Annotated in this window: 19 protein-coding genes; 9 read left to right on the top strand and 10 right to left on the bottom strand. The window is 52.4% G+C overall.

All coding sequences use genetic code 11. From position 1 onward, the window contains the following. Window positions 1–199: 199 nt before the first annotated feature. On the bottom strand, window positions 200–1,732 hold the full coding sequence (locus JOD20_RS19360) for a PSP1 domain-containing protein (RefSeq protein WP_204756852.1): 1,533 nt from the start codon (window positions 1,730–1,732) through the stop codon (window positions 200–202). 189 nt (window positions 1,733–1,921) lie between these two features. Beyond that, entirely contained in the window at window positions 1,922–3,463 is a 1,542-nt protein-coding gene (locus tag JOD20_RS19355; protein WP_204756851.1) for an adenylate/guanylate cyclase domain-containing protein, read from the bottom strand. Window positions 3,464–3,779: 316 nt separating this feature from the next. On the opposite strand from JOD20_RS19355, the gene JOD20_RS19350 reads away from it, so the two are divergent. After that, complete coding sequence (locus JOD20_RS19350) at window positions 3,780–4,736, top strand: ROK family protein (protein ID WP_204756850.1); 957 nt, start codon at window positions 3,780–3,782, stop codon at window positions 4,734–4,736. Between the two features lie 192 nt (window positions 4,737–4,928). On the opposite strand, the gene JOD20_RS19345 is transcribed toward JOD20_RS19350, so the two are convergent. The 6 genes from JOD20_RS19345 to serA all read right to left on the bottom strand — a co-directional run bounded on the left by JOD20_RS19345 (window position 4,929) and on the right by serA (window position 11,629). Then, on the bottom strand, window positions 4,929–5,297 hold the full coding sequence (locus tag JOD20_RS19345) for a hypothetical protein (RefSeq protein WP_204756849.1): 369 nt from the start codon (window positions 5,295–5,297) through the stop codon (window positions 4,929–4,931). A gap of 109 nt (window positions 5,298–5,406) precedes the next feature. Continuing rightward, a complete protein-coding gene (locus JOD20_RS19340; RefSeq protein ID WP_204756848.1) occupies window positions 5,407–6,375 on the bottom strand; it encodes an NAD(P)/FAD-dependent oxidoreductase in 969 nt (322 codons plus the stop codon). 10 nt (window positions 6,376–6,385) lie between these two features. After that, window positions 6,386–7,504, bottom strand: coding sequence for a copper oxidase (locus JOD20_RS19335; protein ID WP_204756847.1), 1,119 nt, complete (start codon window positions 7,502–7,504; stop codon window positions 6,386–6,388). Window positions 7,505–7,898: 394 nt separating this feature from the next. Continuing rightward, window positions 7,899–8,150, bottom strand: coding sequence for a hypothetical protein (locus JOD20_RS19330; protein ID WP_204756846.1), 252 nt, complete (start codon window positions 8,148–8,150; stop codon window positions 7,899–7,901). Window positions 8,151–8,550: 400 nt separating this feature from the next. Beyond that, window positions 8,551–9,900 (bottom strand): universal stress protein, encoded by a 1,350-nt coding sequence (locus JOD20_RS19325; RefSeq protein ID WP_204756845.1) that lies wholly within the window; start codon window positions 9,898–9,900, stop codon window positions 8,551–8,553. Window positions 9,901–10,054: 154 nt separating this feature from the next. Beyond that, complete coding sequence (gene serA, locus JOD20_RS19320; protein ID WP_204756844.1) at window positions 10,055–11,629, bottom strand: phosphoglycerate dehydrogenase; 1,575 nt, start codon at window positions 11,627–11,629, stop codon at window positions 10,055–10,057. 209 nt (window positions 11,630–11,838) lie between these two features. Between serA and JOD20_RS19315 the strand changes: the two genes are divergently transcribed. After that, a complete protein-coding gene (locus tag JOD20_RS19315) occupies window positions 11,839–12,132 on the top strand; it encodes a YiaA/YiaB family inner membrane protein (protein WP_204756843.1) in 294 nt (97 codons plus the stop codon). A 141-nt stretch (window positions 12,133–12,273) separates the two neighbouring features. On the opposite strand, the gene JOD20_RS19310 is transcribed toward JOD20_RS19315, so the two are convergent. Continuing rightward, on the bottom strand, window positions 12,274–13,116 hold the full coding sequence (locus JOD20_RS19310; RefSeq protein ID WP_204756842.1) for an SDR family NAD(P)-dependent oxidoreductase: 843 nt from the start codon (window positions 13,114–13,116) through the stop codon (window positions 12,274–12,276). A gap of 96 nt (window positions 13,117–13,212) precedes the next feature. Here JOD20_RS19310 and JOD20_RS19305 point away from each other — a divergent pair, with 96 nt between their 5' ends. The 5 genes from JOD20_RS19305 to JOD20_RS19285 all read left to right on the top strand — a co-directional run bounded on the left by JOD20_RS19305 (window position 13,213) and on the right by JOD20_RS19285 (window position 17,728). Then, window positions 13,213–13,851 (top strand): TetR/AcrR family transcriptional regulator, encoded by a 639-nt coding sequence (locus JOD20_RS19305; protein WP_204756841.1) that lies wholly within the window; start codon window positions 13,213–13,215, stop codon window positions 13,849–13,851. Window positions 13,852–14,242: 391 nt separating this feature from the next. Beyond that, window positions 14,243–14,815 carry a LysM peptidoglycan-binding domain-containing protein gene (locus JOD20_RS19300; protein WP_054536071.1) on the top strand — a complete coding sequence of 191 codons (573 nt, stop codon included), beginning with the start codon at window positions 14,243–14,245 and terminating at the stop codon, window positions 14,813–14,815. Between the two features lie 9 nt (window positions 14,816–14,824). After that, complete coding sequence (locus tag JOD20_RS19295; RefSeq protein WP_204756840.1) at window positions 14,825–15,766, top strand: polysaccharide deacetylase family protein; 942 nt, start codon at window positions 14,825–14,827, stop codon at window positions 15,764–15,766. Continuing rightward, complete coding sequence (locus tag JOD20_RS19290) at window positions 15,763–16,938, top strand: hypothetical protein (protein ID WP_204756839.1); 1,176 nt, start codon at window positions 15,763–15,765, stop codon at window positions 16,936–16,938. Before JOD20_RS19295 ends, JOD20_RS19290 begins: the two co-directional genes overlap by 4 nt. After that, window positions 16,931–17,728 carry a hypothetical protein gene (locus tag JOD20_RS19285; RefSeq protein WP_204756838.1) on the top strand — a complete coding sequence of 266 codons (798 nt, stop codon included), beginning with the start codon at window positions 16,931–16,933 and terminating at the stop codon, window positions 17,726–17,728. The genes JOD20_RS19290 and JOD20_RS19285 overlap by 8 nt, the downstream gene beginning before the upstream one ends. On the opposite strand, the gene JOD20_RS19280 is transcribed toward JOD20_RS19285, so the two are convergent. After that, a complete protein-coding gene (locus JOD20_RS19280) occupies window positions 17,705–18,367 on the bottom strand; it encodes a methyltransferase domain-containing protein (RefSeq protein ID WP_204756837.1) in 663 nt (220 codons plus the stop codon). The two genes, JOD20_RS19285 and JOD20_RS19280, sit on opposite strands and share 24 nt — an antisense overlap. 94 nt (window positions 18,368–18,461) lie before the next feature. Here JOD20_RS19280 and JOD20_RS19275 point away from each other — a divergent pair, with 94 nt between their 5' ends. Both JOD20_RS19275 and JOD20_RS19270 read left to right on the top strand, forming a co-directional pair. Beyond that, entirely contained in the window at window positions 18,462–20,534 is a 2,073-nt protein-coding gene (locus tag JOD20_RS19275; RefSeq protein WP_204756836.1) for a glycosyltransferase family 39 protein, read from the top strand. A 359-nt stretch (window positions 20,535–20,893) separates the two neighbouring features. Continuing rightward, window positions 20,894–22,498, top strand: coding sequence for a gamma-glutamyltransferase family protein (locus tag JOD20_RS19270; RefSeq protein ID WP_204756835.1), 1,605 nt, complete (start codon window positions 20,894–20,896; stop codon window positions 22,496–22,498). The last annotated feature ends 70 nt before the right edge of the window (window positions 22,499–22,568 follow it).

The raw sequence follows: 22,568 nt of genomic DNA, 5'->3' as shown, positions 1-22,568 counted from the left end.
CCCCACGCTGCTCCATCCCGAACCAGGCCGTGAACGCGACACACACCGAGGCTACTGCAGCACCCGCTGTGGGAACGTAGGGGGATGCGTACCATTCCACACAACACCGTGAGTAATCCTCGCGGTGTTGTTTGTTTTAGCGTCGATTGAGCAGGCGAAAAAAGCAGGCCACGTGGTTCAACCACGTGGCCTCCTGGCTTTAACCGCGCCGTTTGCGGCGGCGTGGCGAACGCCGTTCAGCGTTAGTATCTCCTTTCGCTGCATCTGGCGTTGGCTTTTCTGCTGCTCGCTCAGGCTGGGCTGCTTGCTGCGCCTTGGGCTTTGGCGTTTGCTGCTGGCCTTGCTGTTGATTGGTATTGTTGCCGCCATTGCCGCGTCGCCGTCGGCGCATTGGTTGCTTTGGCTCATCGGGATCGTTAGTCGATGGCTGGCGACCACGCGGTGTCAGCTGTTCAGGCACGCCTCCCAGTGATTGTTGGCGCACAGTTGCTGGTAATTTTGGCCGTTCAGGGGTTGGTGTGGTATCGCCCTTGCGTTTGAAGGCATGACGTGGCTTGCGCTCGTTCTGCTCATTCGGCGCGCTTGGCGCTGGATTCGGCTCTGGATTGGGATTTTCTGAACGGTTGAAGCGCTTTTGGCGCTCAGCGCGGTCAAATCGTGGCCGTGGCTCGTTGGGATTTGCCCGCTGCTCGCGTGGCTCAGTTGAATGTGGGCGTGATTGCTGCGCTTGCTTGGGCCGTGGCTTGGGCTTGTCGCTTGCGCCGTTTGGTTCATCGTCAAAGGAACGTAGCTCATCCAAGCCCCAATCTTCATTATCCCAATTGTTGTTGAGTGACGATTTGAGCGTTTCGCCAACTGGGCGGTTGAACCGCTTTTGGGCAATTGGCGCAGCTTCGCCTTGCTCTAGCCGTTCGCGGGCAATCGCTCCAGCGGCACTGGTGATCGTTTCAAGCTGATCGGCTTTGAAATCTAAATAGTTGCTCTCAATATCCACGGTCACGGTTTCGCGAATGGTGTTGACGGCAACCACGTAGCCAATGCCTTCAGGGGTTTTGACCTGCTCGCCACGGGTTGGCAGCTCAGCCTTAATTTCAAGATATTGCTCTTGTTCATACGATAAACAGCAGAGCAAACGCCCACAAACGCCCGAAATCTTCGAGGGATTGAGTGGCAAATCTTGATCTTTGGCCATTTTGACCGACACCCGCGCAAAATCGGGCAAGAAGGTGGAGCAGCACAATGGCCTTCCACAGGGGCCTAATCCACCAAGCAGCTTGGCTTCATCACGTGCCCCAATTTGGCGTAATTCAATCCGTGCATGAAAAATACGCGCCAATTCACGCACTAAATGCCGAAAATCCACCCGTTGCTGCGAGGTAAAATAGATTGTCAAGCGCGTACCATCAAAATTCCAATCACTGCGAATTAATCGCATTGGTAAGCGATGGACGCTAATCCGTTCGGCACAAATCCGCAATACGTCGTCGCGGCGCTCAGCGAGCACGCGCATCCGATCGTAATCTTCGGTCGTCGGCTGGCGAATAACTGGTTTGAGTTCGGCAATCAAATCGGAATCAGGCAGATCTTCGATCGGCGCTGCCACTTTGCCAAGCTCAAGCCCGCGCACGGTTTCAACAACCACCGCATCGCCTAGCTCTAAATGGTGTTGATTCGGGTCAAAATGATAAATTTTGCCCGAATCTTTGAATTTAACTCCAACAACCAAGGGCATAGATCAATCCTAAAAAAAGTATGAAGGATGAAGGATGAGGTAGGAAGAATATTAAAACTATCAGAGTGTAAGTGTCATTAAGAAACGTAGATAGTTGCTTTGCAAACTTGGCAATGACCGAAATGAGCTGTTAGAAGCGATTGAGGATGAATTCATCCTTCATCCCTCATCCTTACATCCTTTGAATAATTATCCTTCAAAGCCTTCGCTGGGGAGCGTTTTTCCCATCACGCGGAAGACTTGGACAGTCAGAGCTTTGCCTTTGAGTTGCAATGGCCCGACTTCCTGGACTTGGTAGCTCGCACCAAGCTTGGCAATCGTGGCTTCGCTGGTGTAGACGCTGTTTGGCTCGGCTTTACCTTCAAGCCGCGAGGCAGTGTTTACGGTGTCGCCATGAACAGTATACTCTAAACGTTCGCGCGTGCCGACGAGACCAGAAATAACCCGTCCAGTGCTGACCCCAATTCGAATCCGAAAGTGTTTGCTGGAATCGATTTTGGCCATGAGCTTTTGATGCTGCACCAGCATGTCAAGCGCTGTATCAATTGCCCGCTGTGCGTGATCTTCATAATACACGGGAGCACCAAAAAGCGCCATAATCCCATCGCCAATAAATTTATCGAGCGTGCCGCCATGCTCAAAAATCACGTCGGTCATCACGCTCAGATATTCATTCAAGAGGTTTTGCAGTTCTAATGGCGGCAGGGTCTCGGTCATGGTGGTAAAACCCTGAATATCTGAGAATAAAACGCTGGCTTCTTGCTCAACTGGCTTCATGAAGATCTCGCCAGTTTCGTTAATTTGTTGGGCAACGGTGCGTGCAACATCGGGCGAGAGAAAACGGGCATACTGTTGACGTAATTTTTCTTCGTTGCGAATCTGGTCGGTCAGGTTGGCGCGTTCGATGCCCAACGAGGCTTGGTAGGCCACTGCGGTCAATAATTCGCGGTCGCGGATGCTAAATCGCTCAAGCCCTGGGCTATCGAGGTGTATCAATCCCAATACGCCAGCGCGGCCAATTAATGGCACACACAGCACCGAGTGAATATTTTGGCTGATGATGCTATCCTGCGAGCCAAATTCTACCCGGGCATCGGAAGTGAGCAAGGCCACGCCCTCGCGTAGCACACGGCGCGCAATCGTCGAGCTAATGGTTAGCGATTGAGTTTCGTTAGGCGCACGCACCACCATTGGCACCAGCCCGTCTTGGCGAGTCATCAATAACAAGCCACGTTCGGCGGGCACCAAACGCAGCACTTCATCCATAATGGTGTCAAGCAATTCGCCCAAATCGAGAATCATATTCAAGCGACTACTGACTTGATAGAAATTTTGTAAAATATCGTTAGCATCAAGATTCAGATCGGGCAGCTTGCCCGATGAGATCGAGCGGCTGTTGCTTTGCAATGGCACCAGCTCCTCATCGGAAATAATCACGCTGGCGGCAGCCCGATCATCAAATTTAAGCTCAAATGGCCCGATGCTAATCAGGTCGTTCGCCCGCAGCGCTGCTTCCTTGACCCGTAGCCCATTGACAAATGTGCCGTTTGAGCTACCAGTATCGCGCACAAAAACATCGCGGCCACGGCTCTCTAACGAAGCATGATGGCGCGAAACATGGGGATGATTTAACACAATATCATTTTGGCGCGAACGACCAATTTGCAGCCCGCGACTTGTAATTGGAATATTGAGTGATTGCCCATCGATGGTCGCAAGCAAACGTGCCATGAAGTTCTTTCCTACTAGGTTTTGCCTGATCAATCTGTGTGCAAGTATAGCAGATGGTGCAATGATTAGACAGCGCTTTTCGACTGATTGTTGCTCACCCCAAGGCAGTATTTTAGGCTTTGGCACAAGCAGCAATTTATTATCAAACAAGGCCAAAAATCGCCATTCTGTCAGTTGCCTTGGTGGTGAAATGCCAACAATTGGGTGGGCTTGGTGAACAGATCTCTGCCTAATTGTTGGCGAAATGGTCGGTTGTGACGCAGGCAACGTGCTATAATCGGACTGTGGGATCAACCATGGCACTAGGAGGTGTTCAATGACTGAACTCTGGAATAGCCTTAAGCAACAAATTGCCCAGCACAATTGGGGATTATTTGGGCCAACAAGCTATGTGCTGGGGGTTGATTTAGGCAGTTATGGCTTGCGCGCGGTCGTGACCGATATTTGCGGTGAGCATCTTTTTCACGCCAACCGCGAACTAGCTGCCGAAAGCAACGCTACCACCGTGCTCGAACAAAGTTTTAGCCTGATCCACGAATTACTTGAAACCAACCATGTTCCTGCCCAACAACTTGTGCGCATTGGAGTTGGCTTTGGTGGCCCAGTCGACGCAGTGCGCGGTGTAACCCGCCGTTCGTATCGCATGGCTGGCTGGGATGATTTGAATGTTTGTGAGCAATTTGAAGCTGCATTTGATGCTCAAACCTTAATCGAAAATGATGCCAGCTTGATTGCCTTTGGTGAATATATGTTTGGCGCTGGCCGCGATGTGCAAGATCTCTACTACTTGCATTTGAGCACAGGTGTTGGCAGTGGCTTAGTGTTGAATGGCCAACTGCATCGTGGGGTAACCACGAGTGCTGGCGAAATTGGCCATGCTCGCTATTCCTTGAGCCATCAACGCGAAATCGAAGATTTGCTCTCGATTCGCGGCTTGCTGGCGCGGGCCAATGAGCTTGGCTTGCAAACTGATGATCTTGACATATTGTTTAATGACCCTGAAGCTGGCGCAAAAACAATTAGCGAAGCAGTCGATGTGCTGGGTTTAGGCTTGGCAGGCGTGGTGCAATTGCTTGATCCCGCCTTGTTGGTGCTTGGCGGGATTGTGACGCGCAAGGGTGGCGATGGGTTGTGTAGCGCGGTCGAAGCCCAAGTAAATCAACTGATTAGTCCAACGCCACAGCGCCATGTGCCGGTGGTGCATTCGTTGTTGGGTGCTGAAGCAGTGGCGATTGGCGGCTTGGCTTTGGCTTTGCAAAGCCTGAATCAATAATATTCCCTCACCCCCAACCCCTCTCCCACTGAACGCGGGCGAGGGGAGCCGACGGTGGAATACCCAATATACTGCTAAATGAGGAACTTCAAAGCCCCTCTCCCGTCTGACGGGAGAGGGGTTGGGGTGAGGGAACGAACAAAAACCCGCCGTAAGTGTTATAACTTGCGGCGGGTTTGTTTAACGCAGATTTTAGCTATCGCCGCGGAGCGAGCTACCTTGTGGTTTGACCTGCGGCGCATTATCATCGTTCAGCTCGTGACGGTTGATTGGCTGTGGCGAAGCAGTGCCTGCCAGATGGGGCGGCACGAGCGATGGCAAATCTTTGCCAGCTGTGTTATTCGGCTGGTCGTCGCGATGGGTTGCTTGCTCGGCCAAAAAGGCTTGATGGGCTGGATCTTTGGCTGCTTCTGCTGCTTCTTCGGCTATCTGGTTGAGCACTGGAGCAACCACTTTTTCCAGTTGTTCATGATTGGCTGCAATAACAGCATTTTTGCGCTCGAAGGCCTCGCGTTCAGCGGCGACAACTTCAGGCGTAAATGGGCGTTCTTGCTCAGTCATACAATCCTCCTTGATTATGCTGAGATCTGAATAAGCAAAGACTATGCCTTAAAAAATAAGGACACAGGTTTTGCCTGTGTCCTGAGGGTGGGAACCGAGCTAAGCGAGATTAAGCAGTCTTGCCGGCTGCGTTGCTCACTTCCTCAAGCGTGAGCTTATGCACAAGCAGGTATTCGTAGGCACTGACGGCAGCGCGAACGCCATCGCCAATTGCAATTAACACTTGTTCACCAAGCACACTGTTGCTCACATCGCCAGCAGCAAAGATGCCATAGCAGGGCGAGCTGTTATATTCATCGACAATCACAAAGCCATCTTCATCGAGTACATCCACATTGCCGTTGTTGAGAAAGCCAGTGTTTGGCTGAATGCCAATATCAACAAACAGGCGATCGACTGGAATATGCTGCAATGATGAGCCACGTTCAAGCACAATTTGTTTGACCGAATTAATCCCTACCACATCGCGAATTGTGGCTTGGGGAATAATTGTGACATTGGGCATGCGGCGAATTGCATCAATCAACTGGCTTTCGGGCAAGTGCTCATCGGGCGTAATCCAATAAATATGGCTTGAACTGAGCACAATCTCGGCAACCCCGCGGATTGTTCGCGGGGTTACGCCATAGATGGCAACGCGTTGGCCTTGGGTTTGATGGGCAAAGGTTGTGATTGAATAACCTAAGCCCACCCCAAACAGATGTTGAATGCCTGGCAAGGGCAAGCGATTGGGAGCCGCGCCGCTGGCAACCACAACTGAACGCGCGTAGCGTTCGCCGTATTGTTGGGTATCGACCACAAACATGCCATTGGTTTTGCGCAGCCCCACCACGCGATCGTTAATGTGTGCGACTGACGATTGATGGTTTGAAAGCTGGCTAATCAGCCGTTCCACAAGATCGTGTCCGGGCAGAACGTTGATCGTGCCGTTGACTGTGCGGTTATGTGCCCAGCCCGCTTTGCCGCCGAGATCGGCGTAAATCATCAGCGTGCGTAATTGTTTATTTTGGGCATAAAATGCCGCTGCCAATGCCGATGGTCCGCCGCCAATAATCAAAATATCGTACACGATACTCATGGTCGCGCTCCTATTCGACGATTAGCGCTGTAACCATCCCAAACATGCCGTGTTCGCTTTCAGCGTGCGACAAAATGTGGCAGTGGAAGGCCCAGACACCTGGGTCAGTACAATCGACAATCACATCCCAGCGTTCGCCTGGGGCGACGTTGAGCGTATCGCACATAAATGGCTGGGGTAAGTTCCAACCATCTTTGGCGAATACCAACTGTGGCATCCCGTGCAAGTGCATTGGGTGAATCATCAAGCCTTCATTCATATAGCGAATGCGAATTTTTTGGCCCAACTTGGCGGTCAGCGGTACAGTTGCTGGGAAGCCTTTGCCATTAATGGTGAAGCCTTGGGCAGTATCATTCAGCACCAAGGTAAATTCTTTGTCGAAGGCTGGGTCTTTGCTCTTATCTTTTGGCTCGACGATAAATGGCCCAAGCAAGCCCATCGAGACTTGTTTGGTTGAGTTATGGTGCGAGTGATACATGTGCGATCCAGAGTTGCGCACGGTAAATTCATAGGTATAGGTTGAGCCAGGCGTAATTGGTGGCTGGGTGATAAATGGCACACCATCTTGATTGTTTGGCACAAACAAGCCGTGCCAGTGCACAGCAGTGCTTTCGTCAAGCTGATTGGTGACCAAAATCCGCACTTTATCGCCTTCGGTGACGCGAATTTCTGGGCCGGGCAATTGGCCGTTGTAGGTCCAAGCTTCGAGCTTGCGGCCTGGTTCAACTTCCCACATGGTTTTTTGGCAGGTCAACTCAAATACTTTGACATCGCCTTCCATGCGATATTCGAGTGGTTGCATGCTGAGGCCTTCGGTTTTAGCTGGAAACAGCTTAATGCCGGCTTCATGCATTTTATCCATTTCTTCCCAAGCTTTGGCTCCGCTATCGGTGGTAGGCGTACCGGCATTACCAGTGCCATGGCCACCATTGCCGTGGTCGGTGCCAGCGGGAGCAGTTGTGGCGGTTGCTGGCGGAACGGTTGCTGGCTCGATGGTTAGCGCACTTTCGCGGCCACACGCGACCATGGTTCCTGCGGCAGCCGCCATCCCCGTCCAGCGCAAGAAGCTGCGGCGTGAGGTTGGTGCATTTAATACTTGTTCGATAGGTTGTTGTTCGTTGCGGTCCATGATCGTGTATCCCCCTAAATTGCACGCCATATCGGCTTTGATATGCATCTAGTGTACTTGCCAATCGACCACTGAAACTAAAAGATTTGTCTACCCTTCGTTGTCGTTCGGCTACTTTTGAAGTAAGAACATAGAGCATAGAGCATAGAACATAAGGATTGGGGGCTTAGGTTTTAACGCAGAGGCGCAGAGGGTTGAGAAGGATGAGGGATGAAGGATGAAGGATGAAAAACGTGGGAGTTGGGTTTTAAGGCAGAGGCACAGAGAACCGATGGCTATGGGCTATAGGCTATAGGCTATCGGACATGGGTTGGAATAGCAAAAGCCAAAAGCCAATAGCCAATAGCCCCATCTTCGTGTTCCTTCGTGTCCTTCGTGGATCAAAAAAGGATCGCTACGAGCGCTCGAATGGATCGGCCATATAGGTGATGCCATAGAAGATTAATACAATGACGAAAGAACTCAGTAGCAGCAGGCGCATGGTTGAGCGAAACCCGCGTGGGTCGGCAATAATCTGGGGAACAAGATAGATGAGTAAGCCTACAAAGGCTAGAATTAAAATTCCATTCAAGGCCATAACCCAGGTTTTATACTTAAGGGTCTGTTGGCAATTGGGACACTTAAGCTGAAATGGGTTAGTACTCATGAGGAAGCTGCTTAAACCAATTGGTGCGTGACAACGTGGGCATAGTTTGTTGGCCATGTGATTCTCTCTCAACTAAGTGGCTGTGTGCCTATCCTACCATAAGCTAGCAGTATGCTGCAAATTGTAAAAGGCAGAAGTCAAAGGGCAAAGGTCAAAAGGCGCAGAGTTTTGAGAAGGATGAGGGATGAGGGATGAAGAACAAGGATACAGCTGGGAAGCGCAGTAAGCTTCGGATACGCTACAAAATAAAATCTGTGGCTAAAAATAATCTTCGCGTCCTTCGTGTCCTTCGCGGTTCCTCTTCTTCGTGCGCTTCGTGTCCTTCGTGGATCAAAAAGCGCTCCAACAGCACCCAAAACTAGGCGCTGCTGGAGCGTTCCTCACTCATCACGCAATAAATTTAGAGTGGTTGGCCGCGTTCTGCTGCTTGCTCAACTGCGCGTACCAAGAAAATTGGTTGTTGGCTGGTGCGAATCAACTTGGTTGCAACGCTGCCCATCCACATGCGGCTGAAGCCGCTGCGGCCATGAGTTGCCATAACGATCATGCTCGCAACTGCTTCGTTGGCAACTTCATTGATCATCTCTGCTGGGATACCGCTCACCACGAGGTGGCGCGTGCGCAGGCGTGGCGTTTGCAACGATTGCTCAAGCTGCTGCAAATATTTTTGGGCTTGCTCACGGGCTTGCGATTTTTCGCCAGCGCTCCACATTGGCACAACTCCCGCCTCGACCAAGCCCGGCTCGTCAAGACCAGGTGTAACGCTGAGCAACACCAGCTCTGCTTGATGGGCTTCGGCTAATTGGCTGGCCAAGGGCAAGGCTTGTTCGGCCAAGTCTGAGCCATCGAGTGGCACAATAATCGTGCGCAATTCTGGCGGAATTTTGAAGGTTTCAACTTTGTTTTCATCGCCATGAATTACCAAGATTGGCACTGGCGTTGCTTGGACTACTTTTTCGGCCACGCTACCAAGCACCCAGCGCCCAAGTCCGCTGCGGCCATGGCTGGCGAGCACAATTTCGCGCACATTGGTTTGATCGGTTGCAAATTGCACAATTGCCTGCGCTGGTTCGCCTTCAAGTACGCTGGTGCGAATGCTCAAACCTTGTTGTTCGTAGCGAGCTTTGAGTTCATCGAGATAGGTTTGGGCTGCTTGGCGCTCGTCATCGAGCCATTGGCGCGTATCAACTGCATTTGGCACTGGCCATGCATAGGCTGTGACCAAGGTCGGGAAGCCAATAACCCGAATTAAATGTAGGACACTGCTGTTGCGACGAGCTAAAACCACCGCATAATCCAAGGCTTGTTCTGCTAAGCGAGAACCATCAAGTGGAATCAACATTTGGCGTTCCATAATCAATCCTCCTTTGGATTGGAGAGCGACATTGCTCTCAACAAGGTGATCAAGTTCACCAAGTAGGGGCGCTAACGAGCTAGGTTTTTCGAGGTACGAGGTGATTGGCAAGTTGCGTAAGCGTTGGCGCATGCTTGGCGAACTGCCCGATGCCACCACGGCAATTGCCGTTGATGGTTGCTCCTCACACAATTGTTCCAGCAAACGCAATCCATGCAGCCGATATGGAGCAGGATCAATCACTACTAAGTTCGGTCGATGCGTCTGAACACTAGCCCAATCAGCTTGTTTGACAATATTGACTTGGACGTTCTGGCCCCAACGGCGCTGAAAACGCGCGGCGGTTGTTTGGGCTGAACCTTGATCTGGGTCAATGATGACGATTGAGAAGTTCATGGCTTGCTATCCTTATTATCACTATACATAGTGTAGCGCGGATAGCATGTCAATCGGGTTAAGAGAGGATAACCAAAGGGTGTTAAAATCCTTACCAATGCGAAAAGCCACGTTTCGCCATTGAATCGTGGCGGCTTTTGAGGTAATTTGAGGCTTAGAGCAGCACGCTATAGGCGCTTTCGATATCGGCTTGATTGTTAATGTCGGTCAAAGTTTCGGCTGAAATTGCTTCATCAACCGTGAGCACCATAATTGCCGTGCCGCGTGGGCTTGAACGGCCAACGTGCATCGATGAAATGTTGATGTCAGCACTGCCAAGCAAGGTGCCAATCCGTCCGATAAAGCCAGGTCGATCTTGGTGGAAGGTGAACAACATCGAGCTAGTTGGCACCAAATCCAGCCAAAATTCGTTGATTTGGACGATGTGAGCTTCGCCACGCACCACCGTGCCACCAAAGGTATGCACCACGCCATCGCTGGTGGTTACAACCAATTGCAACAGTTCGGTGTAGGTTTCTGCATCTGGGCGATGAGTTTCGTTGATGCTGAGGCCGCGTTCGCGAGCCAAGAATGGCGCATTAACCGGCGTAACTCGCCCTTCCGAGCCACCTTCGAGCAAGCCCTGCAACACCGCCAACTTGATTGGTTCGCTGGTGAGGCCCGCCAAAGCACCGTTATAGACAATTTGATACGATTGGGCTGGTAGATCGATTAATTGGGTGCTGAGCCGTGCCAATTTGCGCCCAAGATCGAGATATGGCCCAACAATCGCCCATTCTTCGGGCGCAACGAACGGCGCGTTAACTGCATAGCGTGGCGAGCGTCCAGCCAAGGCATCAACCACACCCTCGGCCACATCGGCGGCGGTCAAGGCTTGGGCTTCTTCGGTCGAAGCGCCTAAGTGCGGCAAAACAATCGCTCGTGGATGATTGACAATTGGCCCAGTTGGTGGCTCTTTGGCAAACACGTCGAGCGCTGCGCCACCAAGATGGCCCGATTCCAAGGCCTCGAACAATGCTTCTTCATCGATTACGCCGCCACGGGCACAATTGATGATGTAGCTGCCTTTTTTCATTTGGCTCAGGCGTTGGGCATCGAACAAATTGCGGGTGGCATCGATCAACGGAATGTGCAATGAAATAACATCAGCGCGGCTGGTTAATTCATCAAGCGTCACTGGGGTCACGCCAAGTTGCGCTGCACGTTCAGCATTAATAATTGGGTCGTAGGCGATGATATTCATTTCCAACGCCCGCGCGCGGCGAGCCACTTCCGAGGCAATGCGGCCAAAGCCAACTAAGCCAAGGGTTTTGCCGCGAACTTCCCAACCGCCATATTTGCTGCGTTCCCATTTACCATTTTGCAAGGCTGCATGGGCTTGGGGAATGTTACGCGCAAGGTCAAGCATCAAGCCAATCGTCAATTCGGCAACGGCGATGCTATTCGAGGCTGGGGCATTAACCACCAAAATCCCTTGCTGATTGGCTGCTGCCAAATCGATATTGTCGACACCCGTCCCTGCGCGGCCAACAACTCGTAATTTGGTGCCTGCTGCAAGCACTTTGGCGGTAACTTTGGTTTGCGAGCGCACGATCAAGGCATCGTACTCAGGCAAAACATCCAACAGGGTTTCTGGTGTAAGATCAAGACGAACATCAACCTCGGCGACCTCTTTGAGCGCCGCAAGGCCTTCGGCACCAATCTTCTCCGTGACCAGGATACGATCCATGAGGTGGTTACTCCTGTGGTAGTAAACAAAAAAGGGCAGATGGACACGCTCTGCCGCTGCCAGCATTGGCTGATGGGAGTTTTGTGTATTGTATCACAAGCAACAAATGACGCTGTTGCCGCCAATGTATCGCCGAATGTATCTCGCGATGTATGTGCTGCTGTTGCTACAAAGCTATACTGCCTGCATCAACCCAAGGAGATACACCGATGAACCACCCAACAATTCAAAAAGATACTGGTGCTTGGATCGCGTTTACTTGGATTTCGTTTTTCATTTCGATCGCAGCCTTGATGTTGGGCATTTATCATGCGCCGGTCGATATTTGGGTCAAGAGCTTTTTGGCGGTTGCTGCTTTGTTTGCCGTTGGGAGCACCTTCAGCTTGGCCAAAACCATCCGCGACAACTCTGAAGCTGGCAAAATGCTCAATCGCTATGCCGATGCCAAAACCGAGCAAATTATCTCCAACTACGAATTTACTTCGGCTCCGCGCAATGGTTGAGCGATGTTAGGGTCAGGATTCAGGGACAAGTGATCAGGATCTAGAATCTTTATGATGATTCAAAATCTTGATCGCTTACTCTTTGTGCTCTTCGCATCCTTTGTGGTTAGAAACTGGCCCCTGATCCCCGACACCCGACCCCTAACTTACAAACGCCTGTTGATAAATTGTATGCACTTTGGCCAAAACAGCCTGGGCTTGTTGGGCGGCTGGAAGGGTTGTATTGCGGCCTTTGTTGATAAAACTGCCACTGGCAAATGCTTGCTGGTTGAAGGCGGCGCGATACAACTGCTCAGCGCCCGTACTTGGGTGTTTAAACAGCAAGCCGTGGATTGGGCGGAGCCACCAAGGCAAGCCTGCATTGGTTTTGAGCGAGCCACGATTGGCCCCAGGACAAACACTCAAAACGGTAATGCCTTCTTGTGCAAGTTGGGGCGCGAGCGCTTGGCTCCAGAGCGACAGTGCAAGTTTGGAGCTAGCATATGGCCCAAAAAGCTTCTTAAAACTTTGGGGCTTTTCCAGCTGATCAAGCTGAAATTGTTTGATCGTTAACAAGGCATTCGATGAGGTGTTGATGATTGTTTTGTGCTGGCCTCGTAAGAGCAATGCTTTCAGTTCCATGGCGATGATATAGGGCACGACGCTTTGTAATTCGAAGCTTAATTCGCGCCCCTGCGGCGAGAAAAGCAAGCGTTCTGTCGTTCCACCAGCATTGTTGAATAACAGGTCGATACTGGTTTCGTGCTGTTTAATTGTTTGTAATGCCGTGCGTAATTGACCAAAATCGCTAAGCTCCGCCTGATAACTGCGTAGCTTGCCAGTAGTTTGGGCCGCTTGAAGAATTGGCTCGTTCGTGGGAAACTGTGAACGCATGAGGCCAACGACTGCCCAGCCCTCGTTGAGCAGCCGTTTAGTCAGTTCAAGCCCGATTCCCGAATTTGCTCCCGTAATCAAGGCCGTTTTGGGTAACGATTGGGTGGCCATCCACGCCTCCATTGATTTATTTTATAGAACGCTATAAAATAAATCTACTGGATCTGTTCGTGATTGTCAAATTTTTCTAGTGATCGATAGATAATTATGCAAGTAACCCGACCGCGAGGCCGACCGCGCACCTTTGATCGGCAAGCAGCCCTAGAGGCGGCGATGGAATTATTTTGGCGGCATGGCTACGAAGGCACTTCGATTGCCGATTTGACGACGGCGATGGGTTTTACGCCACCGACGTTGTATGCAGCGTTTGGCTCGAAAGAAGATCTGTATCGCGAGGTGATTCAGTTTTTTCTGCTGCGCAGCGAGCGGCGACGGATGGAAGCGGCATTGGAGCAATCCAGTGCCTATGCCATGTTGCGCTCGTATTTGTATGCTGCTGCCGAAAACTTTACCGATCCGCACACGCCAGCTGGCTGTATGGTGGCTACGGCGGCGCTGCAATGTGCAACCGAAAATCAGCCAATCGCCCAAGAAGTTGCCCGCATTCGCCAGCAAATGTTGCTCGCGTTTGTCGAGCGCTTGAATGAAGCAAAAACTAGCGGCGAATTGCCAACAACGATCGATGCACTGGCCTTGGCCAATTTTTATACAGCGATTGTGCAAGGCATGTCGGTGCAAGCAATTGATGGCGCAAACACCAACGATCTCATTGCAGTTGTCGATTTGGCCCTCAGCGCGTGGCCGGGTGAAAAGTCAGAAGGCAAAAGTCAAAAGTCAGAAGCATGAGGGATGAAAGCAAAAGGCAAAAGGCAAAAGCCCAATCCTAAAAATCTGTTTCAATTTGTGGCTAACTAAAAAGTAACATTATTTAACGCTGAGGCGCAGAAAACGAAAGGATGAAGGATGAGGGATGAAGTCACGAATTAAGAAAGGATGAAGTATGAAGTCAGAAGTCAGAAGTCAGAAGGATGAGGGATCAGAATTCAGGCTATGGGCTATCGGAACATGTTGTGGTAAGTTAAGAATTCCCGAAAGCCTAGAGCCAATAGCCTAGAGCCAATAGCCCTTCGTGTGCTTCGTGGTTAAAAAAGCTTCTATGCTCTATGTTCTATGTTCTTTGCTCTTTCTATGCTCTTCAATATGCTATACTTGGGGCGTGTCTGTAGGAGACTGTACTGTGTCAACAAGTATTGCTTTAGCCCTCTTTTTTGTCTTACTAAGCCCCATTTTAACTGCGATTCTGCTGCGTTTTCTGCGCACGCGCCTAAGCGCCTTGCCCTTCTATTCGATTGCTGGGGTGCTGTTTGGGCTAGCTGCCTTTGCCGCAATTTGGCTGGTGAGCCAACATCAAGCCAGCGTTCAGCTTGGCAGTTTGGTGATTATTCAGCAGCAAGGGATTGATCTCGATCTGCCGCCTGAGGTTGAAGCAACCGCCCAGCCAACCCAAGTGTTGCCAACTGTAGCTGCCACCGCAACTCGCCCAGCGCCAACCGCGACAACCCGCCCGAGTGCTACGCCAACCAGCGAGCCAACTGCAACCACTGAAGCAACCAGCGAACCAACTGCTACAGCTGAGGCAACCAGCGAACCAACTGCTGAACAACGTACCTACACCGTTGAAGATGGTGATACTTTGCGCTCGATTGCTGAGGCTTTTGATGTGACAATTGCTGAATTGCTTGAGGCTAACGATTTAACTCCCCAACAAGCTGATCAGCTTCAGCCAGGCGATGTTTTGATTATTCCATAGTGAGGTTTTGTGCGCGTTATTGGCTTCGTATTGGGTTTGTGTTGCTTGGTTGGTTGTGCTTCCACAGCGCCTAATCCGCCAACAACGCGCCCTGAGATTGCAACCGCAACCAGCGCGAGCGCAACCGCACTTGCGCCAACACCAATTGCATTAACTGCGACCCCGATGGCCTTGGCACTGACCTGGCAATCGTACACGGTCTATCAGGTTGAAGCTGGCGATAGCTTAGAATCGATTGCCGAACGTGGCGCGAGTTTTCCGCTATTTATCAGCCGCTACAATCGGCTGAATCGCCCAATTGGCGCAGGCCAACTTTTAATCGTGCCGCGTTTGGAGAGCGATCAGGTTAATCGCTTGTCCTCAACTCCTGCGCTGATTCGCCGTGGCCTTACTAGCCAAAATTGGGTTGGCCTTAGCTGCGATTTAGACGCAAAGGCTGGGTTAATTGAGCCAATTGTGACGACTCTCGCGAGCAGTGCAATCAGCATCACTTTTTTTATTGACCACAACTGGATTGAGCAAAATCCACAAGGCGTGCAACAGCTGGCCACAGCGGGCCATGAATTGGCCAATGGCGTAGCGTTGGCGCAACTTGAGCCTGAGGCATTGAGCCAAGCCTTACTGCGCACCGAAACCAGCTTGACCAAGCAGCTCGGCATGGATGCTTCAATTCGCCCGTATCTGCGGATTTGGGGCCAAGCAAGCAGCCCAGAATTGGCCGAACTGGCTGCTCAAAACGGCTATTTATTGTTTGATAATGCTCAAGAACGCGACGCTGCGGAATTGGCTGAAAGCTTAGCTGACCCTCAGCAAGCAGCCAGCTATCGCGGGGAGTTGATTGCGCTTGATTGCAACAGCGCTGAAACTGCCGCCGCCTTGCCATTAATTATTGAACGCTTGCAACAAGCAGGTTTGCAGCCGCAGCCAATTGCAGAAATGATGCAGCCATGAGTTTATTGATTGCGCTCTTGCCCTTATTTGGCTTGGCCCTGCTGGCCGATGGCTTGGTTGCGCCCAAGCGCTGGCTGGTTGGCGTTGCTTGGCTGATTGGCGTTGCAAGCGTTGTTAGCCCGCATGTGGGGCTTTCGGCGTTGGCTTTAGGCTTGGTTGGCGGGTTGCTTGGCCAAACGTGGGGCCAACGTTTGAGTGGTGTTTTATCAGGGCTTGGGCTTGGTTTATTGGGCTTGCAGGCTGATAGTTGGGCGTGGCAAGCAGCTGGTGTAGCAGTTAATCTCAATTCAATCCATATTGGGTTGGTAATTGCTGGAGCCGCTTGTGCGTTTGGCTGCTGGCCTTGGCCCGCAACGCCAACGCCGCCCGCTAGCACGTTGGCCTTGGTGCAGCTTGGCAGTTTATTGCGTTTATATAGCCTTGTGCCCTTAGATTGGGCTTGGACAGCGGTTGCAGCCTTGATTGGGGCTGGCTCGGCGCTTTGGTTTGCTTGGCAATTGCTGCCAGCCCAAGCGCTCGATCAACGGCGAGCATTAGTTGCGCAAGTTTTGTGGTGTTTGGTGCTGGCAAATAGTTTGTTTGCCAGCGAAGCAGGCATTGCTGCTGCTTGGGCCTTGGCGCTGGCTGCCTGTTTGGCGCATCCCTTATTCCAACGCCATAGCAATTTGGCCAGTTTGGTTCCGCTGGCGATGGCGCTGTGGTTGACGGCGGCTGCAAGTTTGGCTGGCGGCTTGGCCTTGCTCAGTTGGGTCTGTTGGATTGTGCTCATGCTGCTTAGTTTGAGCAGTTTTCGCTTGCCGCCGCAAATTTCGCGCTGGCAATGGCCTTTGATGGCATTGCAACTTGGGGTTGGCTTGAGCTTGCCTTTCGTGCTCGAACTGCTGTTGAAGCCGGTTTGGCGCGAGCTTGGCGCAGGTTTGACCGTTTTTGGCAGGCTGGATATTGCGCCGTGGACAGGCTTGGCAACGCGCAATCCTGGCTCGCAAGTGGTGGCAACCTTGCCTTCGCTGGTGCTTGCTGGCTTACTCGTGGTGGGCATTGCGCTGAGTTATTTGGCCAATCGTTGGCGCGGCCAGCCAACCAACGCCGACCAAGAACCGTTGCGTGAACAAACGATGTGGCAATTGGTGAAGCGTGGCTTGCCATGGGGGAGCCAACCGCGCGATGAGTAGCGAAGCATGGCGTTTGGGGGTTGCTGGTCAGTGGGAGCGACTTTTGCTCTATCCTGGCGCCTTGAGTGGACTGATTGCGGTTGGCTTGGGCTGGCTGGTTTGGCGTTGGCTGACTCCGCGCACCAATTCAGTTGGCGCTGAACATCCCTTTGCTTGGCTTTTGTTGCCATTGCCCTTGTTGGCGCTGAGCCTGTGGCCGTTTGCCGAATCAAGTGAATTGCGGGCCACGCTTGATCTTGTGAGTTATTGGCTGTTGCTTGATCTGCCGTTGCTCTGGGCGATTGGCCAAGATTGGCGTAACGGTGCGCAGGCTGGCGTGCGGGCGGCCCGTTGGTTGGTTGGCTTGATTACTGGCTGGCCGCTGCTGGGCTTGGTTGGCTGGATCATCGCCAGTTTGCATGGCGGCTTATTGCCCAACGATCTTTTGATTTTGGATGCAGGCTGGCTGGGCTGGTTGGGATTAGCACTCTGGTTGGCTGGCTTGCTGCCCTATCTACAACTTGGAGCCTGGGAAACCGCGCCAACGCAAGGAGCTTTGGCTTGGGCCTTGGGTTCACGCCGATTGGGCCATTTGGCCTTGCCAGCGTGGTTAATTCAAGCACAATTAACTGGGGCTTGGCTTGGCTCGGCTTGGGGTTTTGGTGCTATTTTGCTCGCTTTATGGCTGCTGCTGCTTGGTTTGACCGCTTGGTTGCGCCGCTATCAACAAGCCAAACTTGGGGCATGGCTTTGGAGCGGGGCAATGCTTGGCTGCGTAGCTTTTGGCCTAAACAGCTGGTTCAATCGCTAAGCCCCAATAAATCGGCGTTTGTTTGATTTGATACTGCTGAATGCCTGCCTCGTGCAAAATTGCTTGAATTTCGTTGCCGCGCCACGCTCGCAGCACTGATAGCGGGCCATCATGCTTGCCAAGGCTGGTCAACGGGCCTAATCCAGCGAGCCGCGCCCCCCAATAACCCAACCAACTCCGTTGCAAATCGACAAGCACAATGCCGCGCCGCGCGACACGTTGCGCCTCCTGCAACAGCGCAATTATTTCAGCGCTGGTGCAATGATGCAGCATTTGCGCACAAAAAACGATGTCGAGGCTGCGATCGGCAAAGGGCAAGGTTTGGCCTGCACCAACCACGGCTTGTTGGTTGCTGCTCACGATTGTTTGGTTGAGATCAAGGCTGATTGTATGGAGTGATTGGCCTTGTTGCTGGCTCGCTGTTTGCAGCCAGCGCCCAATTTGGCCGTTGCCAGCCCCAAGATCGAGCATGGTATTTTGGGCTTGGAGCAATGGTTTAATCAACTGCCAGCCCAAGCGATAGCCGCCGCTCAAACGATAGAGCCACGCCATCTCAGCTAAATTGGCCGCCAACTCTGGATGCTCAGTCAAATCGTCGAGCAATTCGGCAGATTGTGAACGTCGGGGAATCCAAGCCATTGTTATTTCCTTGAGTGCTACCAATTAACCACTGACCCTCGGTATAATACCGCGTGATGCATCGCTCTGATGCATGGCTATTGATGGAATGATTATGCGTTTGCGGCGTTCTTGGCTCACCGTTGCGATTCTTTTTGGCCTGATGGGCTTGGGTTTGGGGCTGCGGCTCGCCGCTTGGCATTGGCATGAATTTCGGCCACTTGGCGGCGATGAACGCGAATATTTGGATTTGGCGATTGCTTTAGCCCAAGGCAAGCCCTATTACGATTTGCAATTTATGCGCCCGCCGTTGTTTCCTTTCGGTTTGGCGGCGCTGGTTTGGCTCGTTGATGGCGATTTGCAGGGCTTGCGGCTGATCAATGCGCTGATCAGCACCGCCACAATTCCTTTGGTTTGGTGGTGGACGCGGCTGTTGTTGCGGCGTAACGATCTGGGCTTGATTGCTGCCGGCTTGACGGCCTGCTCGTTTACCTTGGCCTTGAACGCCACCGAATTACTCAGCGAAACGGTGACCCTGGCAGGTTTGATGCTGGTATTTGGGTTAATTACTTTGAGTTTGCGTCGCCCGCAACTGCGTTGGGCGATTGCTGCTGGCGTAGCGATTGCAGTCGTCAGCTTAATTCGCTCGGTAGCATTGCCTTTGCTGCCATTAGGTCTATTGTTGCTCTGGCGCAGCGATAACCCACAGCGCTGGCGGCAGATGCTTGGTTTGCTGGCGGCAACCGTATTGACCATCGCGCCGTGGACAATTCGCAATGCGCTGAGTTATGGCGGCTTCATTTTGATCGATACGACTGGCCAGGAAAATCTCTGGCTGGATAACGATCCGCGGGGCCGTGATCTGGTTAAAGCCGAATTGTATGCGCTGGGTGATGCCCGCATCGAACGCAGCCAATTGGCCTCGCAGCAAGGCATTGCGGCAATTACCGAGCATCCTGATTGGTTTTTGGCTAAGTTTGGCCGCGAGTTTTGGCATAGCTGGGGCTTGGAGCATAGCGACGATTTGCTGACGCGGCGTGCGATTTGGCAACCAGCCAGCGAAGTTTGGCTGCGCTTGATTTTTGGCGATGGCTGGTGGCTGTTGCTGATTGGCTTGGGTTTGGCTGGCTTGTGGTCGTTGCCCTGTGAGCGATGGCTTAAATTGCTGCTGCTGGTGTGGGTTGGCTACACCGTGTTTACCTCATGTTTGTTTCATGTTGAATATCGCTATCGTTTGCCTTTGCTGCCCGTGCTCTTGCCCGCAGCGGCGTGGCAACTGCGCCAATTGCGTTGGGCTTGGCCGCAGCCGCGGCAGTGGTTGGCGTTGGCAACGGGCGTAAGCGTGCTAGCCTTGAGCTTGAGCTATGCCAATTATCCCCAAGAAGCTTGGCGTTTAGGCCAAAAACATTGGTATTTATGGCAGGCCGAGCGCTATTTAGCCGCTGCCAACGGCTTGCCAGCAACCATGAACCAACAAGCAAGCTCGGGCGTGGCAGTGTTTGAGGCGCAAGCCGCAGCCAGCAATGCCTTGCGCTTTGATCCCGAATCGGCCTTGGCGCGCGTGTTGTTGGCGCGAATCGCCTTTATCAGCGATCAGCCTGCTACTGGCGAGCAACAGTTGCGGGCTGCAATTGCTGCGTTGCCAGCCCATGCTTATGCCCATTTATTGATGGGCGATTATTTGCGCCAACAAGGCGATTTGGCCGCAGCCCACAACGAATTGGCCTATGAAACCAGTTCGACCGAGGATTTGCAAGCGTGGTCACGCCAACGCATGCAGTTTCTGCCCATCACCAACACGCTCGATTTGGGTTCTGGCCTCGATTTGGGCTTGATTGCCAATTGGTATGCTGCCGAGGAAGATAGCCGTTGGTTTGGCGAACAGGCTACGGTTTGGCTGCACGCCCCAGCTGATGCCAGCTTGCTGCGCTTGCGGATTGCCAGCCAACGTCCAGTTAGCCTTGCCGCCCCGCGCTTAAGTTTGTGGGCGAATGGACAATTGTTAGCTGAACTTGCCATCGATTCCAGCTGGACGGTGCATGAAATTGCTTTGCCAAATAGTTTGCGCAACATACCATTAGAACTAGAATTGCGCAGCAGTAGCACCTTCGTGCCGCACGATCTGGAGCCAACCAATCCCGATGGGCGCGATTTGGGCTTGCGAGTCGATTGGATTCGGCTGGAATAGGCTTTTGGATTGGCCAAGATTCTGCTATAGTCGCTATCAATGGTTCGTCGTTTTCAAAATTTGATTTAAGTACCAAATACTAACTTGGCGCTGGATGTGCTTAACGTGGCAGCAAAACTACTTGTTGCGGCAGATGGTCTTTCAAGGGTTGGTTTCTGCTGTGCACCACGAATTTGCAGGTTGATCGGTTGATGTGTGACAGCCAATCACTGTCCTTGAGGGGGTGCAGGGGGATTAAAGCCCCCTGCGTTTCCCGCTGGCGGGACGGAAGGGTGGAGAACAAACCAATTGTTAAAAACCGAACCTTGCAAGGAAGGGTGAGGGAACGTACCGATTTAGTAGCTGAGGGCAACATCCCAATGAAGTTGATTGACTTACCCTATAGCTCACGGCGCTTGCCAGCGATTGCGCGGCGCTCGATGGTGGCGACCAGTCAACCACAGGCGGTTTTGGCAGGCTTATCGATGCTGGAACGGGGTGGCAACGCAGTTGATGCAGCAATTGCTGCCGCCGCAATGCTCACTGTCGTCGAACCAACCTCGAACGGGATTGGGAGCGATGCCTTTGCCTTGGTGTGGGATGGTCGCAGCTTGCATGGGCTGAATGGTTCTGGGCGTGCGCCCCAAGCCATCAGCCTTGAAACAATGCTCCAAGCAGGCTATGAAACAATGCCAGCCTATGGATGGCCCAGCGTGACTGTGCCCGGTGCGCCGCGAGCATGGCGCGACCTGCATCAACGCTTTGGCCGCTTGGATTTTGAAGAAGTATTGATGCCAGCGATTAGCGCTGCTGAAGATGGTTTTGCGGTTACACCGATCGTTGCGCACTATTGGAATCTTGCTTTGCGCCGCTACGAAGCCATGACCGACCCAGCAACCAGCGCTTGGCTCAACACCTTCTCGTATCGGGGTCGTGCGCCGAGCACTGGCGATATGTGGCGTTCGCGTCGTCAAGCCCGCACTTTGCGCCGCATTGCTCAAACCGGAGCCGATGATTTTTATCAAGGTGAATTGGCAACACAGATTGTCGAGTGGGCGCAGAAAACTGGTGGTTTTATCAGCGCCGCCGATTTAGCCCACCACACCAGCACATGGGTCGAGCCAATTAGCACCAGCTATCGCGGCTACCAAGTCTGGGAGATTCCGCCGAATGGCCAAGGTTTGGCGGCGCTGATGGCCTTAAATATTCTCGAAGGCTTTGATCTGAGCCATAATGCCCGTGACACGATTCAATCGTATCATTTGCAAATCGAGGCCATGAAATTAGCTTTTGCTGATGCCCACCGCTACATTGCCGACCCCGAGCATGTTGAGGTTCCAACCAAAGCCTTGCTTTCCAAACGTTACGCCGCCAGTCGCCGCAGCCTGATTGGCGATTATGCGATCGAGCCACAGCATGGCGAATTGCCAAAAGGTGGCACGGTCTATCTGTGTGCGGTCGATGGCGATGGCATGATGGTCAGCTTCATTCAATCCAACTACATGGGCTTTGGTTCCGGCGTGGTTGTGCCCGAAACCGGAATTGCCTTGCAAAATCGGGGCGCTAATTTTTCGCTTGATCCCCAGCATCCCAATGTTTTAGCGCCCAATAAACGCCCATTCCACACAATTATTCCCTCGTTTTTGACCCGTGATGGCGAGGCGGTTGGGCCGTTTGGGGTGATGGGCGGCGCGATGCAACCCCAAGGCCATGCCCAAATGATTCTCAATCGGGTTGATTGGCAGCTTAACCCGCAAGCCAGTCTTGATGCTCCACGCTGGCAAGTTGGCGCTGGGCGCAAAGTGTTTCTTGAATATGGCGTGCCTCAGTTTATTGCCGAAGGCCTGCGCGCGCTGGGCCACGAGGTCGAAATTCATGCTGAAGGCGGCATGTTTGGGCGTGGCCAAATTATCTGGCGCTTACCAAATGGCTCATTAATGGGCGGCAGCGATATGCGCGCCGATGGCTGTGCCTTAGGCTTTTAATTGGCCCGTTCACTCCAAATTAAGCATGAAATAGCAGGGGAGCCACAACTCCCCTGTATCCCTCTCCAGC

The organism is Herpetosiphon giganteus, assembly GCF_016907925.1.
Lineage (GTDB): Bacteria > Chloroflexota > Chloroflexia > Chloroflexales > Herpetosiphonaceae > Herpetosiphon > Herpetosiphon giganteus.
Note: the sequence above shows the minus strand (reverse complement) of the source record. Positions and strands in the feature narration are given on the sequence as shown.

Coding starts and splice junctions, on each gene's coding strand:
- JOD20_RS19360 (WP_204756852.1), bottom strand. CDS start 1,732: ATGCCCTTGGTTGTTGGAGTTAAATTCAAAGATTCGGGCAAAATTTAT.
- JOD20_RS19355 (WP_204756851.1), bottom strand. CDS start 3,463: ATGGCACGTTTGCTTGCGACCATCGATGGGCAATCACTCAATATTCCA.
- JOD20_RS19350 (WP_204756850.1), top strand. CDS start 3,780: ATGACTGAACTCTGGAATAGCCTTAAGCAACAAATTGCCCAGCACAAT.
- JOD20_RS19345 (WP_204756849.1), bottom strand. CDS start 5,297: ATGACTGAGCAAGAACGCCCATTTACGCCTGAAGTTGTCGCCGCTGAA.
- JOD20_RS19340 (WP_204756848.1), bottom strand. CDS start 6,375: ATGAGTATCGTGTACGATATTTTGATTATTGGCGGCGGACCATCGGCA.
- JOD20_RS19335 (WP_204756847.1), bottom strand. CDS start 7,504: ATGGACCGCAACGAACAACAACCTATCGAACAAGTATTAAATGCACCA.
- JOD20_RS19330 (WP_204756846.1), bottom strand. CDS start 8,150: ATGAGTACTAACCCATTTCAGCTTAAGTGTCCCAATTGCCAACAGACC.
- JOD20_RS19325 (WP_204756845.1), bottom strand. CDS start 9,900: ATGAACTTCTCAATCGTCATCATTGACCCAGATCAAGGTTCAGCCCAA.
- serA (WP_204756844.1), bottom strand. CDS start 11,629: ATGGATCGTATCCTGGTCACGGAGAAGATTGGTGCCGAAGGCCTTGCG.
- JOD20_RS19315 (WP_204756843.1), top strand. CDS start 11,839: ATGAACCACCCAACAATTCAAAAAGATACTGGTGCTTGGATCGCGTTT.
- JOD20_RS19310 (WP_204756842.1), bottom strand. CDS start 13,116: ATGGCCACCCAATCGTTACCCAAAACGGCCTTGATTACGGGAGCAAAT.
- JOD20_RS19305 (WP_204756841.1), top strand. CDS start 13,213: ATGCAAGTAACCCGACCGCGAGGCCGACCGCGCACCTTTGATCGGCAA.
- JOD20_RS19290 (WP_204756839.1), top strand. CDS start 15,763: ATGAGTTTATTGATTGCGCTCTTGCCCTTATTTGGCTTGGCCCTGCTG.
- JOD20_RS19285 (WP_204756838.1), top strand. CDS start 16,931: ATGAGTAGCGAAGCATGGCGTTTGGGGGTTGCTGGTCAGTGGGAGCGA.
- JOD20_RS19280 (WP_204756837.1), bottom strand. CDS start 18,367: ATGGCTTGGATTCCCCGACGTTCACAATCTGCCGAATTGCTCGACGAT.
- JOD20_RS19275 (WP_204756836.1), top strand. CDS start 18,462: ATGCGTTTGCGGCGTTCTTGGCTCACCGTTGCGATTCTTTTTGGCCTG.
- JOD20_RS19270 (WP_204756835.1), top strand. CDS start 20,894: ATGAAGTTGATTGACTTACCCTATAGCTCACGGCGCTTGCCAGCGATT.